Raw genomic sequence first — 14,941 nt, 5'->3', positions numbered from 1 at the left:
CGTCGGTCTCCTCGGAGCCGCTGACGACGTGACGGGTCAGCACCCCGTCCTGCACGAGATCCAGGACCGCCCAGTCCGCGAGTTCTTCCCGGACCGCGCTCGCTGCGGCACCGAGCGCGGTGACAGGCCCCTCCGCCTCCGCCCTGAGCACGATGCCGCTCGTGCGGTCCAGCAGATCCGTGAGGGTAGCCTCCCGTGCCGCGACGGAGGCGCTCGCCGCGGTCGCCGGGGCGGGCCCGTCGGCCGGGGACCACACGTGGTCGGACGTCGGCCACATGACCACCAGGACGGCCGGCTCGCTCTCGCCGGGCAGGTACGCCTCACTGAGAGTGACGCGCGCCCGGCTGTCCGTGCGCTGCGCGAGATGCGCCGCGAGGCTGCGGCTGCTCTCTCCCCGGGCCAAGGCGGCGGTCTGGCTGCGCAGAGCGGGTCTGTCGCCGGGGCGGAGGAACCCGCTCATCGGCCGGCCGGCCGCGTACCGGGTCTGCGCGGAGGACGCCTGAGAAGGCGGCCCCGTGCGCGTCAGTGGCGCCACTCGGCGAGCATCCGGTCCCCGATGCGGTCCTCCAGGAAGCCGGTCGCGTTGATCCCGAACACCACGTCCGGCTCCAGGTGCGGCTCGTCGTCCAGCAGTCCGCGGACGACGTCGTGGCGCACCACCTGTTCGTGCACCGCGTCCGCCTCAACGTGTTCGGTGTAGAAGAACTCCGCTGCGGGCCCGGCCCCGGCGCGCTTCATCGCCTCGGCCAGACGCCGTGAGGCGGGCGACGAGGTGATCTCCACCGCTGCGAAATGCCCGACCAGAGCGCCGCGCAGCCGGCGGTGCAGGCCGAACAGCGACATCAGGTTGACCAGGGCCAGCATCTCGGCGTGCCCGTCGTCCAGATAGTGGCCGTACGCCGTCTCCAGCCCCAGGTCGGTCATGAGATCGGCGAACAGTTGGGCATGCACCTGTTCCGGCCGTCCGGCGCCGAACTCGTCGTACTCGACCGCCGCCATGCCCGCCTTGGCGCGGCCGCTGAGCCGGGGCAGCACCCAGGCGTGCGGGTCCGCTTCCTTCAAGTGGTAGAGGGACCGCTGAACCGCGTAGGAACGGAGCGTGCCGAGATCGCCCCGCTCCCGGAGCACGTAGGACAGCCCTGTCCCCTGGACCGGTTCCACCAGCAGGTCTTCCAGTACCTCGGCCATACCTGCCGTGGCGGGCACATCCGCTCTCAACGCCGACTCGAAGCGCCGCTCGAGAGCGCCGCGAACCTCCAGCAGTGCCGGGTCCCACTCGCTCGCCGGGTCCACCTCCGCGAAGCCGCGGTAGTGGAGCTCGTAGCAGATGTACAACGCCAGCTGCAGGTCATCGCCATAGGGGTCGGCGCCGGTCGCCGACCGCACGGCCGGCAGCTTCCCGGTCCCGCGCAGATGGGCGAGGACGCCCGCCGACAGGTCGCCCCGGCTCCGCGGAAGCGGAGGTCCGTCCTGCACGCCGCTCATGAATCCCTCCTCGGAAGTCCGTGGGAAACGCCGCCGCCGTACCCAGTGCGCAGGGCGTCGTTCCCTCAGGGCATTCCCGTACCCGGGAGTGCGCGCGCCAAGCCCCGCCGGGGCCGCGGTGGAACGGCGGTCCGGCTCATACGCGGGCGGGCCGCCGCCCACACCACGCTACCGAGGGGGCGGACCCGTCGCCCGGCGGACGGGCGACGGGTCCGCGGAGCGACGGGGGACGGTGGGGGTGCAGGTGCCCGGTGGCGGACCCGGTACTGCTGCGCCGCGCCCGGACTGGCACTCGCCGCGCTACGCGCGAGGGAAAGAGAGGCCGGCCCCTGGGGGTTTCTCTCCGCCTCGCCTCCGGCCCCGTCAGGTGCACGAGAGCGACCGCGTCCTCATGTGCACAGCGGTGCGAACTCGGTCGCCTCGCGCATGCGTGAAACGCCGTACGCGCCGCAGCGCGGGAGAACTCGCACCGGGGACGTTGCGACGGCTCATCTATTACCTGTCGGAAAACACCTGACTCCGTGACGACGCGACCATTCTCATGCTCGAACGGAAAATCCGCAGCCGTGCATTTCGTTGGCGCTCTCCCGGGGCGGCGACCTGCGTGACAGCTACCAGTAATGCCGACGGCCGCCCACGGCATGGCCTACGGCTCCGAGCACCCAGAGAACGGCCCCGATGACCAGCAGAATGATTCCGATGGTCCAGAGGACTGAAATCCCGGTGATCAATCCGATGATGAGCAAAATGGCGCCTAGAACGATCATGACGCCCTCCATTCGGCTCTCCAGCACATATTCATGCTAGTTGCCATGTGAGCCAAAAACTTGTCAGGGAACGGCCCGAGCTGCCCGGTCGAGGTGCGGCGGCCCGACGGCGGGCATCACCGCCTCTTGCGGACCCGCGCTCCCAGCGCCGTGAGAGCCGACACGCCACCTGCCGCCAGGGCGGCGGCGAGGGCGGGGTGCCGGGAGGCCCACAGTTGGGGGTCATGCCGACGCGATTCCTCGTCGAAGGAGCCGTGCGCCCCGTGATCGGCGTCGTCGTCCACCGGACGCCAGAGATTGGTGCGGCGCCCCTCGTCCGCGACCTCGGCCGCCTGCTGGGAGTCGTAGCCGGTCCGGGCGAGATACCGGTCGAGCAGCCCGGGCGCGATCTTGTTGGCGAGCAGGGCGGCCATCGTGCTCGTCCCCACGACGTACTGCCTGCGCCCCGGGTAATCCGCTGCGTGGACGACGGCCGCCGCGGCGACCTCCGGCTGGTAGATCGGAGGGACCGGCTGGGGCCGTCTTTGCAGCCGGGAGAGCACCCACGAGAACTGCGGGGTGTTGACCGCCGGCATCTGGGCCGCAGTCACGCGGATGTTGCTGCCCTGGTGCGTGATAACGACTGTCTGTGTCACTGTTGCTTCCCTTCCGATACGGCCGCCGCGGCGCCCGGCGGGCGTCGGCGGTCGGCGGGCTCGCGCCCGGTGCGCGCGGTGACGCCGGCGGTCGCGGGCGGGTGTGGTGCTCCTCGGCTCATCCGGCCGGTCACCGGATCCGGTAGGGTTCCACGGCCCGCGGGCCGAAAGCCAGTCCGAGGCCGGCGGCACCACGGCCGCCGGGGCGGACAGCTCCGTCGGCCGGGTCGAGCGTCCCGCCGAAGAAGAGTTCCTCGATCCGCACGTGGTCGTGGAACCACTCCAGATGCCGGAGGTTGGGCACGGCCGCGGCGGCATGGGCGTGGGCGTGGGGCGCGCAGTGGCCGGAGATCCGCAGCCCGGCGGCTTCGGCCAGCGCCGCGGCCCGGAGCCAGACGGTGATGCCCCCGCAACGGGGCAGCGGAAGGCGGCAGCCGCACCGCGGGATCACCCGAGCGCGCGGCCCGGGAAGCGTGACCGGACGGCCGGTGCCATGTTTCGGAGGTGGCCCAGCGGTAACCGGGGTGTACGTAAACAGCGCACCCCCTCGGCGGCCCCGGCCGCGTCCTACGGGCCGAGGGGGACATGAGGCAGACCAGGAGGAGATCGTGCCGGCAGGTTCCAGCCCCAAACGCGAACGTCAGTACGAGCACGTGAAGGAGAGCGCGGAGAACCGCGGCGCCTCCGACAAGCGCGCGAAGGAGATCGCGGCGCGCACGGTCAACAAGGAACGCGCGCGCTCCGGAGAGTCGAAGACCGCGAGCAAGACCTCGACGCAAGACCCCAAGTCGGCGTCCCAGCGCGGCGGAGAACGCTCGCACAAGGGCGCGCAGGGCCGTACCAGGGACCAGCTGTACGAGGAAGCGAAGAAGAAGAACGTCGAGGGCCGCTCCACCATGAACAAGGAGCAGCTCCGCAAGGCCGTCGACCGCTGACCTGCGGTGCGACGCGTCGTTCAGCGGCATTCCGCCGTGGTCCCCTCCCCCGCGAGCCGGGCCGGAACCACGGCGTCCGCGTTCCGGCCGGACTCCGGGCCGCGTTTCGGCCGACGCAGATGTGGAACCAGGGGCATGAACGCGCAAACGAATCGAGGAAGCACCTTGCTGTCGCAACCTACTGCCTCGTCGCTATCGACTGCCCCGACCCGGCGGCACTCGCCCGCTTCTACCAGAACGTCCTGGGCGGAGAGGTCACGCAGGATTCGGACAACCGGTTCGACCTGCACGCGCCCGGCGGAGCCCGGATCGCCTTCCAGCGGGCCCCGGACCACCGGCCGCCGGAGTGGCCCAGCGGAGACCTGAACTCCCAGCAGGAACACCTCGATTTCAAGGTGACGGACATGGAGCGGGCCCATCGGGAGGTGCTCGAGTTCGACGCGACACCACTGGATGTGGACGACCGGAACGGAGAACGCGACTTCAGGGTCTTCGCGAACCCGGCCGGGCATCCGTTCTGTCTGTGCCGGGAGCGAAACGGTCTGGGCCGTGTGCCGTGAGTGAAAGGGCGGAAGCCGATGACTGACCACGACGTGAGCAAGCGAAAAGTACTGGCCATCGTCACCAACTACGGCGTCGAGCAGGACGAACTCTTCGTTCCGCTCGATCACCTGCGCGGATGGGGAGCACAGGTCGATGTCGCCGCCGTGACGACGGACGAGATCGAAACCCTGGTCGGTGACAAGGACGCGGGCAAGACCCTCCGCCCCGACCTCGCACTGAGCGACGCCGACCCGGCGGGATACGACCTACTGCTCGTACCGGGCGGCACCTTGAACGCCGATACGCTGCGCCTGCAGGAGCCGGCCACGCGCATCGTTCGCGCCTTCACGGATTCGGGCCGCCCGGTCGCGGCGATCTGCCACGGACCCTGGGTCCTGGTCGAGGCCGGAGCCGTCGCCGGCAAGCGGCTCACTTCCTACGCGTCGTTGCAGACCGACATCCGCAACGCGGGCGGCGACTGGACCGACGAGGAGGTCGTCACCGACGACGCGGGCGGCTGGAGGCTGATCACCTCACGCAACCCCGGCGACCTGGACGCCTTCGTCCGTGAGATCGACGAGGCGATCACCGCCTGAGACGGCATCCAGAAGGCCGGTGTGGCGGGGTACGGGGCCAACGCCCGGTACCCCGCCACCGTCGTACCGGCTTGGGCTTGCGCCATGTCACACCTTGCGCCATGTCACACCTTGCGTCAGGTCACACCGGCTCGGGCTTGAAGGGACGGAACTCGTCCCAGCCGGGCTGGACGACGCCGTAACTGCTCTCCGGCACCTCGTTCCACACGCCGGGCAGATCCCCCAGAGGCTCCGACACCACCAGGCGCGTGTCCTCGGAGACGCCCCTGAGGAAGTCCAGATCCGGATGCAGCGCCCGTATCGCGTCGGCCCGGCTGCTGCAGAACAGCGAGCGCGAGGCATGCCGGCTCGAGTAGCGGAACGTCCACATGCGTTCCCCGTCGGCCACCGCGATGGTCATCTGCAGCGGGTACTCCACGCCCTCATCGCGGCCCACCCGCTCCACGAGACCGGCCATGCGTGCCACGGCTCCCGGCACGTCCTGGTCGAGACCGAAGGTGACGGCGAGGTAGAACATCACCTCCGAGTCGGTCGACCCTTCCAGAGACGGGAAGAGCACCGGGTCGATGGCCAGGGAGAGGTCCCGCCGCAGACGGTGGAATTCTGCTATCGCCCCGTTGTGCATCCACATCCAGCGGCCGTGGCGAAACGGGTGGCAGTTGGTCTGCTGCACAGCCGTACCGGTGGACGCACGGACATGCGCGAAGAACAGGGGCGACCGTACGTGGCCCGCGATCTCCCGCAGATTCCGGTTGTTCCACGCGGGGCCCGTGTCACGGATGATCGCCGGGGTGCCCGCGTCGGACCCGTACCAGCCGATGCCGAAGCCGTCGCCGTTGGTCGTCTCGACCCCCATGCGCGAGTGCAGGCTCTGGTCGATGAGCGAGTGCTCCGGCTTGTAGAGCAGATCGCTGAGCACCACGCTCGTGCCCGCGTAGGCAAGCCATCTGCACATGAGTCTCTCCGCCCTTCCTGGAGAAGTCAGCCGCGAAGGAGGCGCCGTGGCCCCCGACGGTCAAGGGGACGTACTACCCGACTACCCCCTTCCACGCTACCCAGTCGCCGGCTCCGACAGCCATTTCGTAGGCGGGCACACCGGCCCGTCGGCGGCCGTCAACGTGTGGTAGGGGTGCAGGTCGCTGCCGCACACGCAGGAGCGCAGGACGCGCACGATCGCGTCGGTGGACTGCTCGATGACAGGGTCGGGGGCGTCCTGGACACCGACGTTGCCGGTTCGTACATGAAGGTGGCCCGCATGGGACAACTCGCTTTCTCACTGCGTGGGATTTTGATGCCTGCCGCCTTGACCGGAGCGGCTCAGGGCGGCCAAGGCGGCAGGGGCAGGGCGGCGCCCGGAGTCAGGGAACGGTGAGGACGATCTTTCCTTGGGCCAGGTGTGTGCGGAGTTGCTCGGCGGCCCGGGCGGCGGTATCGAAGGCCAGGGTGGTGTCGATCGGGGGGCGCACCCGGTCGTCCGCGACCGCGGGCAGCAGCGCCTGGCCGGCTGTGGCGATCACACTGCCGAGCTCCGCGGGGCCGGGTGAAGCCGAAGGGCACTCCGCGCAGGCGCAGGTGGCGGTAGGATCCTCGTCCGACGGTCTTGGCTCGGCCTTCGGCCGACCGGTCCGCGCCACGAGGCGAGCCCGTACGCCTGAATAAAATCCCTGGCTCACAACGAGACGCGAGCCCGCGCACGGGCAAGCAGAGCGGCCGGGTCCGGATCCGCCTGCAGGGACTTCAGTATCAGCAGCCACCACTGGTCCAACTGCTCTCTCCAGCCCCGCCCGCCCGGCAGATCATCGGTCAGCACACAGAGACCGAAGAACGCGCATACGAGCGTCACGGCCGCGGCCGACGGCTTGACCCCTGCCGCGAGTTCACCTCTCATGCGGGCCTGAGTCAGGAGCCTGGTGGCAGCCGACGCCCAGGCATTGAACGGCGTGGGCAGGGCGGCCTCGATGCCGTGGCGTTCCGCCCACAGCCGCGCGCCCGCGCGGGCCACGACGTCCTCACTGAGGGACCGTGCGACACCGAAGCTGAGGACGACCAGTTTCTCAAGCGGAGGAATACCGGGCGTGGCATAGAGGGCGGCGAGTTGCGGCCAGGTGGCGAACTGCTCGCGCACCACTGCCAGCGCAAGCTTCTCCTTGCTGTAGTAATGGAAATAGATGGCCCCACTGGTCTTTCCCGAGTGATCACTTATGTCATTGACACTCGTTCCCGCATATCCCCGTTCGACAAATAGATGTGCTGCTGATTCCAGCAGCACTCTGCGGGTTGCACGCGCCCTTTCCTGCACTTCAGTTCCACCTTCGCTCAAATGTGCTAGCGCCACGACAGGAGAGTTCAAACCCTCCCCATGGAGGGCATGGTCGCATCGCGCGAAGATCTTATTATTCGTCGCCTGCGCGCGGGCGGGGGAATATTCACACAATCCATCACCCCACAGAGCAGGATCGTTCGCCAGGGCGCGGCAAATCCGGCCCGAACAACACTGCCGCAGCACCTCCTGCCAGGCATGTTGACGGCCTTACGGGCGCTACGGCCTCACTCCTCGCCCCGCCCGCGGACGCCGGTCACCTTCGGCCGGGACGCTTCCGTCCACTCGAATTGGTGATTGCGGAAATCAGCAAGGCCGAATTAACGTAACGGCCACGATGTTTTCGACTTAAGCCGAAAGCGACGATGCGCGTCCTCCATAGCGCGCCCGGTCGTAGCCCCACGGCCGCAAAAGCCGTGCGACATCGCTCGTTCCCTCTCATTTCGTCGAGTGGACCACGCATCATCCCGGCACCCTCGTGTGTCCTGCCTGCGCCCGCGCAACTAACCGGCCGGTGCAGCCTCCGAGATCGGCAATGACATGACAGCTCGAAACATCTTTTTGTGGTCGCCGTCCGCCATCGTCTTCGACTGCGACGGAACCCTGATGGACACGGAACAGCACTGGCAGGAGGCCCGGAACATCACCTTCCGGCTGTTCGGCCTCAAACCGCCGACCGGGTTCGCCGACCGCGCCAAGGGCGTGCACTACATCGAGTGCGGCGCGCTCATGGCCGAGGAGACCGGAAAGCCCAACCTCGGCGACGACCTGGCCGCCACGCTCCTCACCACCTTCACCGCACTGGTCGACCAGAACCCCGTGACCATGCCGGGCGCCGCCGCGCTGGTCCGGCTGACCGCTCGCCACCTCCCCCTCGCGGTAGCGAGCAACTGCCCTCGGGAGATGGTGGAATCGTGCCTCCACCGGGCCGGGCTCCTCAGCTCCTTCAGCCATGTCGTGGTCGCCGGCGAAGACGTCCGGCCGAAGCCCGAGCCCGACGTGTACAGAGTCGCCGCCCGTCTCTGCGGTGTACCGCCCGAGGAGGCTCTGGCCGTGGAGGACTCGTTCACCGGCATGGAATCGGCCCGCCGGGCGGGCCTGCGGGTCATCGGCATCGGGCCGCACCCAAAGGGGCCGGAGGCGAAGCACGCCGATCTGTGGGTCCCGAGCCTTGCCGACCACGAGCTGGTGAGGTGGGCCGGTAGCTGGATCGACGCGTAGACATGCCATGGTCGGGCGCAGTGTCAGCCGGATGTCAGATGGGGTTCCAGGCTGTGTACGGCCCCGGCGGCGGCAGGGGCATTGTGCGACTGGGAATGGTCCGGTTCGCCGGTCTCGTGAGCGATGTGGCCTCATGTGAGCCGCTCCGGGTTCGGTAGAGACCTCAGATTGTGGTTGTGACCTGGGGTTTCGTGGATTGCATGTAGTGGTTGGCCTCGTACTCGACGGGCGGAACGTGGCCTATCTCACCGTGGAGGCGCCGGCGGTTGTACCAGTCGATCCACTCGGGGTGGCCAGCTCGACCTGGGAGAGCGTCTTCCAGGGCCGCCGGGGTTTGATCAACTCAGTTCTGTGCAGGCCGATCGTGGATTCCCAGTCGTATGCGTCGCCGGCGGATCCGATGCTCGCCGCGATGCCGGCGGCGTCCAGATGTTCGGCGAGCTTGAACAATGTGTACTGCCCGCACTCAACCGGTCGCCGCAACATCGGTTCGGTGATCCAAGTGTAGGTGTTCACCGAGGACTTCTCCCGGCGTCCTCCAATCGAGCGTCTTGCGTGGCCTGCTGTTGAGCGAGGCTGCGACCGCCTCAAGCTCCTTCTCGTTCCAGCGGGAGAGATCGGTGCCCTTGGGAAAGTACTGCCGCAGCAGGCCATTGGTGTTCTCGTTGGTGCCGCGCTGCCAGGGGCTGTGCGGGTCCGCGAAGTAGACCTTGATGCCGGTCTCGCTCGTCAACTTCCCATGCTGGAGAGGGCGTCCGCCCCAGCGGATGCGGACGCGTTCGCGTCGTTGGGCGACGAGGACGTCTGGGTGGCGGCCCTTGGTGGTGCGCCGACGCAGGCAGACGCGCAGGTCCCGGGTCTGCGTGGTCACCTGCGCCTGCTTCTGGCGCATTCGCCGCCACCGCGACTGACCAGTCCGGGGTGACAGCGGGGAGGCGAAGCCATTGACGCCAGCTTCGACCGCCCCACGGGAGCCTGCGGACATAACACGGCTGCCACAGGCGGACCCGGCCGCCTGCGCTGTCCGCGGCTCGCCGGCGTGTGCCGAGGCAGCGCGGTTCTCGGCACAGCCCGGCACACTGAGCCCGTCGGCCGGGCGGGCCAGCCAGGCGCTGGGTGGTCTGTCAGCCCATGTCCGTCAGGAGGGTGTTCAGTTCCTTCTCCTGCTGCGCAGGCGACATCGGCGGGTTCGAGTGATCGATACCGAAGGTCTTGAGCACCTTGTCCATCTGGGCGTCGATGGAGGTCCAGCCGGTGTTGTCCAGCGGCTGCAGCGATGCCTGGTCGGCGTCCCACAGGTCACGCAGCGACTGTGCGTCCGCGTGCGCGCCCTTCGCGTTCCCCGAGCGTGCGTCCTTCAGCGAGGTGGAGGCGAGGGTCCGCAGCGCGGCGACCTTGGCGGGCGGGAACTTCTTCACCGCCTGGCCAGGAGCCATCTGGACGGCGGAGGTGTTGTCGGCCTCCGGCGCCGGGCCGACGTGCGGCTGGCTGTGGGCCCAGACCAGCAGGCCGGTGGTGGCGACGGCGAGCAGGCCGAAGCCGGCAAGGGCGACGCGCTCCTTGCGCGGGTCGCTGGTGGCGTGTGCGGCGTGGGTCGCCTCGTGGGTCTCGGTCGCGTCCGAGCGCGTCACCGTCAGGTAGATCACCGTCGCCAGGATGAGGCCGAGGAAGATGAGGCTGGTGGTGAAGGTGCCCAGGTCGAGGCCGGTCGGGTCGCCCGGGCTCTCGGCTACCTTGGGGGAAGCGAGCCAGTCGCCGATGTTGGCGCCCAGCGGGCGGGTCAGGATGTAGGCGAGCCAGAAGGACAGCACCGGGTTGGCGCCGTACCGCCACAGCCCGGTGATCGCCGCGATGAGGCCGAGCGGCAGCAGCACCGAGGCGCCCGGGCTCCAGCCGGTCAGCTCCAGGGTCCAGTCGCCGGTCGCGGTGCCGAGGGCGAAGGTGACGAGAACGGCGAGCCAGTAGAACGACTCCCGCGGCAGCGTCGTGACCGAGTGGATCGAGAGGGTGCGCTCACGCAGCCACCACACGCCGAAGACCACCGCGAGCAGCACCGAGAAGACCGCGGAGCTGATCCACAGCGGCACGTTCAGCTGGTCGGTCAGGATGTCGGTGTACAGGGTGCCCGTGACGCTGACAACGACTACGGTCAGCCAGTACGGGAATGGGACGTACCGCTTCAGCCGCAGCTGGATGGCCAGGACCACCACGAACACCGCGGTGAAGATCCAGGCCGTGTTCACCAGGCCGACGCCCAGCTTCATGTTGATCCAGTCGGCGAAGCTCTCACCCACGGTGGTGCACAGGATCTTGATCACCCAGAACCAGATGGTGACCTCGGGGACCTTGTTGAGCATGAGGCGCCCGCTGCGCGTTCGGGTTTCCGTTGTCGTTGTCGTTGTCATGCAGGGAGGTTTACGGGGGGGAACCTGCAAGCAACCTGACTACGTGGTCGCACGCGCGGCCGGGAGTGTCACCTCGATGTGGCCGCGGCCGTCCGCGATCGCGCGGACCTCCACACCGGCCGAGGCGGCAATGCGCCGGACCACGGGCAGCCCCAGCCCGAACCCGTCGCCGCCGGTCACACCCGCTTCGAAGACCCGGTCGACGTCCGCGGGATCGAAACCGGGGCCGTCGTCCAGGACGTCGACCACGATGGCCTCGCCCTGGCTGCGCGCGGTGATCCACACACGGGACTTCGCATGCCGCAGGCTGTTCTCCAGCAGGGGTGACAGCAGCGACACGGCGATGTCGGGCGCCACGGCCACGTCGACCTTCGCCGGGAAGGCGACCTCGACCGGGCGGCTGCCGATCGCTTGGTGCGCGGCGGAGCGCAGATCGCACCGGGTCCCGTCGTCCGTCCGTGCGCGCGCTGCGCGCAGAATCGTCGTGATCGCGGTATCGAGGCGGTCGACCTCGCTCAGTACCGCCTCCGGCGCCACCGGCTCGCCGGAGAGCTGCGCCAGTTGCGCCTCGCCCCGCAGGACCGTGAGCGGTGTCCGCAGCTCGTGGGCGATCTCATCGGTGAGCCGGCGCTCGTCCGCCAGCGCGTTGTCGACGCGCTCCAAGAGGTTGTCCAGGGTCTGGCCCAGTTCGCCGAACTCGTCACGGGGGACTCCGAGGTTGAAGCGGCGCCCTTGTTCGTGATGGCCCCAGTCGTCGGCGAGGGCGGCCATCTCGTGCACGACCCGCAGCGCGCGGTGCACCACGAGGTGCGCGACACCGCCGGCGAGGAGGATCGTGAGGCCGCCCAGGATCAGCGACAAGGTCAGGCTGCGCTGCTCGGATGTCTCGTAGGGCGTGAGGTCCACCCGGACGATCACCATGACGTGGTGGCCGGCGATCGGGACCTGCCGCGCGTACAGGAGGTAATTGCCGACGGACGCGGTCTGCGATCGCCCCGAGTCCGCCAGCTCCTCGACGCGATCGACCACGCTCGGTGGCACGTTCCCGTCGATCAGGCGGCCGTCGGCATACACCCAGGCGACCTCGTCCAGCGCCTCGTTGCTGTTCTCCGTGAGCACGACGCGGCCGCCTTTGGAGGTGACGTTCGCCGTGACCGCCTCGGCGCGCGTATATGCCAGATCGTGCGCGTCGGCGTCCGTCACCCGGCTGAGCAGCACGTGCGAGACCACGACCAGTATCGCGACCACAGCGGTGGCGATCAGCACAGTGAGTGCGACGACGCTTCTGCGGAATCCCGTTACTGCCATCGGTAGCCCACGCCGCGGACGGTCGCCAGACGCTCGGCCACACCCAGCGGACCGAGCTTGGTCCTCAGCCGGCGCACGTAGGAGTCGAGGGTGTTGTCGCTGACCTGCGCCCCGTGCGGCCAGCCCGCGGCGACAAGGGCGCGGCGGCGCACCGCGTCGCCCTGCGAGGCGATCAGGCGGCCCAGTAGCCGGAACTCGGTCGGGGTCAGGCTCATGCTCACCGCATCGTAGGTCACCATGTGCTTCGCCGGATCGAGGACGACCTCGTGCGGTGCGGGCGCCGCGGTGGCCCGACGCAGCAGTGCTCGGACGCGGACCAGCAGTTCCGGGATGTCGAAGGGTTTGGTCATGTAGTCGTCGGCGCCGGCCTCGAAGCCGCCCACCTTGTGATGCAGGCCGTCCAGGGCGGTGAGCATCAACACCGGCACGTCGACGCCGCGAGCCCTCAGGGCAAGGCAGACGTCGCGGCCGTCGGCGTCCGGGAGCCCGAGATCCAGGACGACCAGCTGGGGCGCCGGTGCGAGCTGCCGCAGCAGGCTGTCGGCCGTGGCGGCGACCGAGACCGTGTGGCCGTCGTGCTCCAGGGCACGCTTGAGGACGCCACGGACCGCCGCGTCGTCTTCGCACACCATGATGAAAGCCACGTGCTGACCCTAGATACTCCCGTCCCAGTTCTCCATCTGCCCTGATCAGCCGCCTGCCAGTCGTGAGGGGCGCTGACGCCGCACGCCCGTGCCCTGCCAAGCCGCGACGGTCCGGCGCGACCGGCCGAGCCGCGGCAGCGGAGGTTCACGGGGGACCACCATCGGTCGCATGGATCCTGTGCAGGAGTACTCGACACCATCGCGCCACCCCTCGCCCCCTGGCGACCCGAGCCGGCCGTCCGCGAGTTCATCCACCGGGCCCGCAAAGAGCTCGGCATCGCCGCGTGACGGCCTGCTCTCTTTAGTCGTCCGACGGGCGGAGCGGGATGACATTGCCGAGGGCAGGTTGGTCCTGGCTGTCGGGTCGCCGGAGGATGAGCACGGCTGCCGCGAGGGCCATCTGCTCCGCTCGATGCCGGGAGGCGGCCTCGGCGGCCCGGGAGTCCTTGAGAGCTTCCTTCAGGCGGACAACCTCGTTGCGCAGTCGCCTTGCGACTTCCGGCGTCTGGTGCGTTTCCGTACGCACCCGCGCGTAGAACTCCTCCGTGAGGTCGGTGTGGCGCTTGTGCAGAGCCATGCGGTGAACGCCGGCCTCTGCGGCGAGCGCGACGACCGTGAGGCTGCCGTTGGAGCAGGTGGGCTGGCCGGCCAGGAGGCGGTCCATGGCCGCGCGGGTGCGGGAGCGTGGCGTGATCGCGGTTGTGACGCCGCCGCCATCCACGCAGCCCCTTGCTCCGGAACGGGACGCGGACCGCCTGGCCTGCGCCCTGATACGCCTTGTCCGCCCAGCACTTGATGTCGTCGGCGGCGAGAGCGGCCGGAATGCCGTGCGTCCGGGCCGCAGTCAGATCGTGCACGGCTCCGGGCAGCGCGTCCGAGGCCCAGATCAGACGGCCGGCTGGATCTGCGAGGACCTACACGTTCAACCCGTGGTGCTTTTTTTGCCCGAGTAGTACGGCTGGTCGGCGGCGATGAGGTCGATGGGCAGCACGGTGCCGTCGAGGATCACGTACGCCTTCTTCCGGACGGTCGTCATGGCCTGTTCCAGCGTGGGCGCGAGGGCGGCCAGGAGGTCGACGGCCTCGCGTATGTAGCGGTAGGCCGTCGCGATCCCGACGCGAAATCCCGCTGCGAGACGGGCGTAGGTGTCACCGCAGCGCAGATGGGCCAGCAGAGGGTGCGGTGTGGGCGTGAACTGGCCGTTGTGCTGGAATTTGCTTGTGACGCAGGGGCAGGATCTTCCTTGCCGCGCAAATGCCCCAGCGTGATTAGTAGATTTTTGATGGAGGTCTGCGTGCCGAGTGATATAGGTGAGTCGTGGCAGCGGGTTGTGTCCTGGCTGCGTGAGTATGCCCCGGTCAGCCACCGTGCTCTGGGGGATGCGGCGAGCGAGGAGGAGATCGCCGCTGGGGAGAAGAAGATAGGTGTTCGGTTCCCGGAGGATCTGCGTGCCTATCTGAAGGTCAACAACGGGACCGTCACCCGGCTCGATGGGTCGAACGGCCTGACGGGTTCCTGCCCGGAAGGCGAGTTCCTCGTCGGCGGATGGGCGCTGCTGCCTCTGTCGAGTATCGAGCGGCTGCATCATCAGATGATGCCTGGTCCGAGCGAGGATGAGGGCTATTGGAGGAAGGAGTGGATTCCTTTCGCCGCCGAGTCTTATGCGTGTGGTGAGATGTATGGCTTCTTCATCGACGCGGAGACAGGTTCGGTGGGGCAGTGGAGTGACGGCGACGTAGAGACCATGGATCTCTTCCCGGATCTGTCGGAATTCTTCGCATCGGTTCTTGAGGATCTGGAGCGAATCCTTGGTCCGGAGGAAACCAGTCAGCGGATCCAAGATGGCAGCGTCACCCTCCCCTGAGGCACACAGGGAAGGCCCCCACGGATGTTCCCGTGGGGGCCTTCCCTGTGTGGGGTTCTGTCAGGGGGTGAACCCGTCGAGGTCTACCCAGTAGTCGTCGTCTTCCATCAGCCGCTGTTCACGGATGAATCCGCCGAAGGGCTTGAGGTTCCCCCGAGATGCGGAAGATGGTGACAAAGGGTCAGATGGGTCTCATGAGAGGGAACATCAGCCATGGC

General features: G+C 68.6%; 17 protein-coding genes and 3 pseudogenes. 6 read left to right on the top strand and 14 right to left on the bottom strand.

What is annotated here, in order from left to right; genetic code table 11:
* The first annotated feature begins 179 nt into the window (after positions 1-179).
* On the top strand, positions 180-503 hold the full coding sequence (locus FHX80_RS33200) for a hypothetical protein (RefSeq protein WP_145768198.1): 324 nt from the start codon (positions 180-182) through the stop codon (positions 501-503).
* A gap of 19 nt (positions 504-522) precedes the next feature.
* On the opposite strand, the gene FHX80_RS33195 is transcribed toward FHX80_RS33200, so the two are convergent.
* The 4 genes and pseudogenes from FHX80_RS33195 to FHX80_RS33180 form a co-directional block, all read right to left on the bottom strand.
* Entirely contained in the window at positions 523-1,485 is a 963-nt protein-coding gene (locus tag FHX80_RS33195) for an iron-containing redox enzyme family protein (protein WP_145768197.1), read from the bottom strand.
* 611 nt (positions 1,486-2,096) lie between these two features.
* Positions 2,097-2,252, bottom strand: a complete 156-nt coding sequence (locus FHX80_RS33190; RefSeq protein ID WP_145768395.1) for a DUF6131 family protein — start codon at positions 2,250-2,252, stop codon at positions 2,097-2,099.
* Between the two features lie 116 nt (positions 2,253-2,368).
* On the bottom strand, positions 2,369-2,887 hold the full coding sequence (locus FHX80_RS33185) for an SDR family oxidoreductase (protein WP_208764868.1): 519 nt from the start codon (positions 2,885-2,887) through the stop codon (positions 2,369-2,371).
* Positions 2,888-3,017: 130 nt separating this feature from the next.
* Positions 3,018-3,302: pseudogene (locus tag FHX80_RS33180) on the bottom strand (enolase C-terminal domain-like protein); the annotation flags it as partial.
* 193 nt (positions 3,303-3,495) lie between these two features.
* Between FHX80_RS33180 and FHX80_RS33175 the strand changes: the two are divergent.
* The 3 genes from FHX80_RS33175 to FHX80_RS33165 all read left to right on the top strand — a co-directional run bounded on the left by FHX80_RS33175 (position 3,496) and on the right by FHX80_RS33165 (position 4,961).
* Positions 3,496-3,822 (top strand): plasmid stabilization protein, encoded by a 327-nt coding sequence (locus tag FHX80_RS33175; protein ID WP_145768196.1) that lies wholly within the window; start codon positions 3,496-3,498, stop codon positions 3,820-3,822.
* Between the two features lie 119 nt (positions 3,823-3,941).
* Positions 3,942-4,382, top strand: a complete 441-nt coding sequence (locus tag FHX80_RS33170; RefSeq protein ID WP_145768195.1) for a VOC family protein — start codon at positions 3,942-3,944, stop codon at positions 4,380-4,382.
* 18 nt (positions 4,383-4,400) lie between these two features.
* A complete protein-coding gene (locus tag FHX80_RS33165) occupies positions 4,401-4,961 on the top strand; it encodes a type 1 glutamine amidotransferase domain-containing protein (protein ID WP_145768194.1) in 561 nt (186 codons plus the stop codon).
* A 121-nt stretch (positions 4,962-5,082) separates the two neighbouring features.
* Here FHX80_RS33165 and FHX80_RS33160 read toward each other — a convergent pair whose 3' ends face one another.
* The 3 genes from FHX80_RS33160 to FHX80_RS33145 form a co-directional block, all read right to left on the bottom strand.
* A complete protein-coding gene (locus FHX80_RS33160; protein WP_145768193.1) occupies positions 5,083-5,916 on the bottom strand; it encodes a class II glutamine amidotransferase in 834 nt (277 codons plus the stop codon).
* A gap of 403 nt (positions 5,917-6,319) precedes the next feature.
* A complete protein-coding gene (locus FHX80_RS33150; protein WP_208764867.1) occupies positions 6,320-6,478 on the bottom strand; it encodes a zinc-binding dehydrogenase in 159 nt (52 codons plus the stop codon).
* A gap of 152 nt (positions 6,479-6,630) precedes the next feature.
* The gene (locus FHX80_RS33145) at positions 6,631-7,260 is read right to left on the bottom strand and encodes a ScbR family autoregulator-binding transcription factor (RefSeq protein ID WP_280118792.1); all 630 of its coding nucleotides are present in this window, start codon (positions 7,258-7,260) and stop codon (positions 6,631-6,633) included.
* Positions 7,261-7,821: 561 nt separating this feature from the next.
* Between FHX80_RS33145 and FHX80_RS33140 the strand changes: the two genes are divergently transcribed.
* On the top strand, positions 7,822-8,502 hold the full coding sequence (locus tag FHX80_RS33140) for an HAD family hydrolase (protein WP_145768191.1): 681 nt from the start codon (positions 7,822-7,824) through the stop codon (positions 8,500-8,502).
* A 240-nt stretch (positions 8,503-8,742) separates the two neighbouring features.
* Here FHX80_RS33140 and FHX80_RS33135 read toward each other — a convergent pair whose 3' ends face one another.
* From FHX80_RS33135 to FHX80_RS33105, 7 genes and pseudogenes are all read right to left on the bottom strand, one after another.
* Complete coding sequence (locus FHX80_RS33135; RefSeq protein WP_145768190.1) at positions 8,743-9,018, bottom strand: hypothetical protein; 276 nt, start codon at positions 9,016-9,018, stop codon at positions 8,743-8,745.
* A pseudogene (locus FHX80_RS33130) lies at positions 8,969-9,244 on the bottom strand (IS30 family transposase); the annotation flags it as partial. The pseudogene FHX80_RS33130 and the gene FHX80_RS33135, both read right to left, overlap by 50 nt.
* Before the next feature lie 382 nt (positions 9,245-9,626).
* A complete protein-coding gene (locus FHX80_RS33125; RefSeq protein WP_145768189.1) occupies positions 9,627-10,859 on the bottom strand; it encodes a COG4705 family protein in 1,233 nt (410 codons plus the stop codon).
* 87 nt (positions 10,860-10,946) lie between these two features.
* A complete protein-coding gene (locus FHX80_RS33120; RefSeq protein ID WP_145768188.1) occupies positions 10,947-12,215 on the bottom strand; it encodes a sensor histidine kinase in 1,269 nt (422 codons plus the stop codon).
* Positions 12,206-12,859: a response regulator transcription factor gene (locus FHX80_RS33115; protein WP_145768187.1), complete on the bottom strand. Its 654-nt coding sequence runs from the start codon at positions 12,857-12,859 to the stop codon at positions 12,206-12,208. Before FHX80_RS33115 ends, FHX80_RS33120 begins: the two co-directional genes overlap by 10 nt.
* A gap of 301 nt (positions 12,860-13,160) precedes the next feature.
* The gene (locus FHX80_RS33110; protein WP_145768186.1) at positions 13,161-13,523 is read right to left on the bottom strand and encodes a hypothetical protein; all 363 of its coding nucleotides are present in this window, start codon (positions 13,521-13,523) and stop codon (positions 13,161-13,163) included.
* A gap of 16 nt (positions 13,524-13,539) precedes the next feature.
* Positions 13,540-14,030: pseudogene (locus FHX80_RS33105) on the bottom strand (transposase family protein); the annotation flags it as partial.
* Positions 14,031-14,153: 123 nt separating this feature from the next.
* Here FHX80_RS33105 and FHX80_RS33100 point away from each other — a divergent pair.
* Positions 14,154-14,723 (top strand): SMI1/KNR4 family protein, encoded by a 570-nt coding sequence (locus FHX80_RS33100; RefSeq protein WP_244318779.1) that lies wholly within the window; start codon positions 14,154-14,156, stop codon positions 14,721-14,723.
* Positions 14,724-14,941: the final 218 nt, after the last annotated feature.

This window comes from Streptomyces brevispora (assembly GCF_007829885.1).
GTDB classification, from domain to species: Bacteria; Actinomycetota; Actinomycetes; order Streptomycetales; family Streptomycetaceae; genus Streptomyces; species Streptomyces brevispora.
This window is presented reverse-complemented; position numbering and strand designations above follow the sequence as displayed.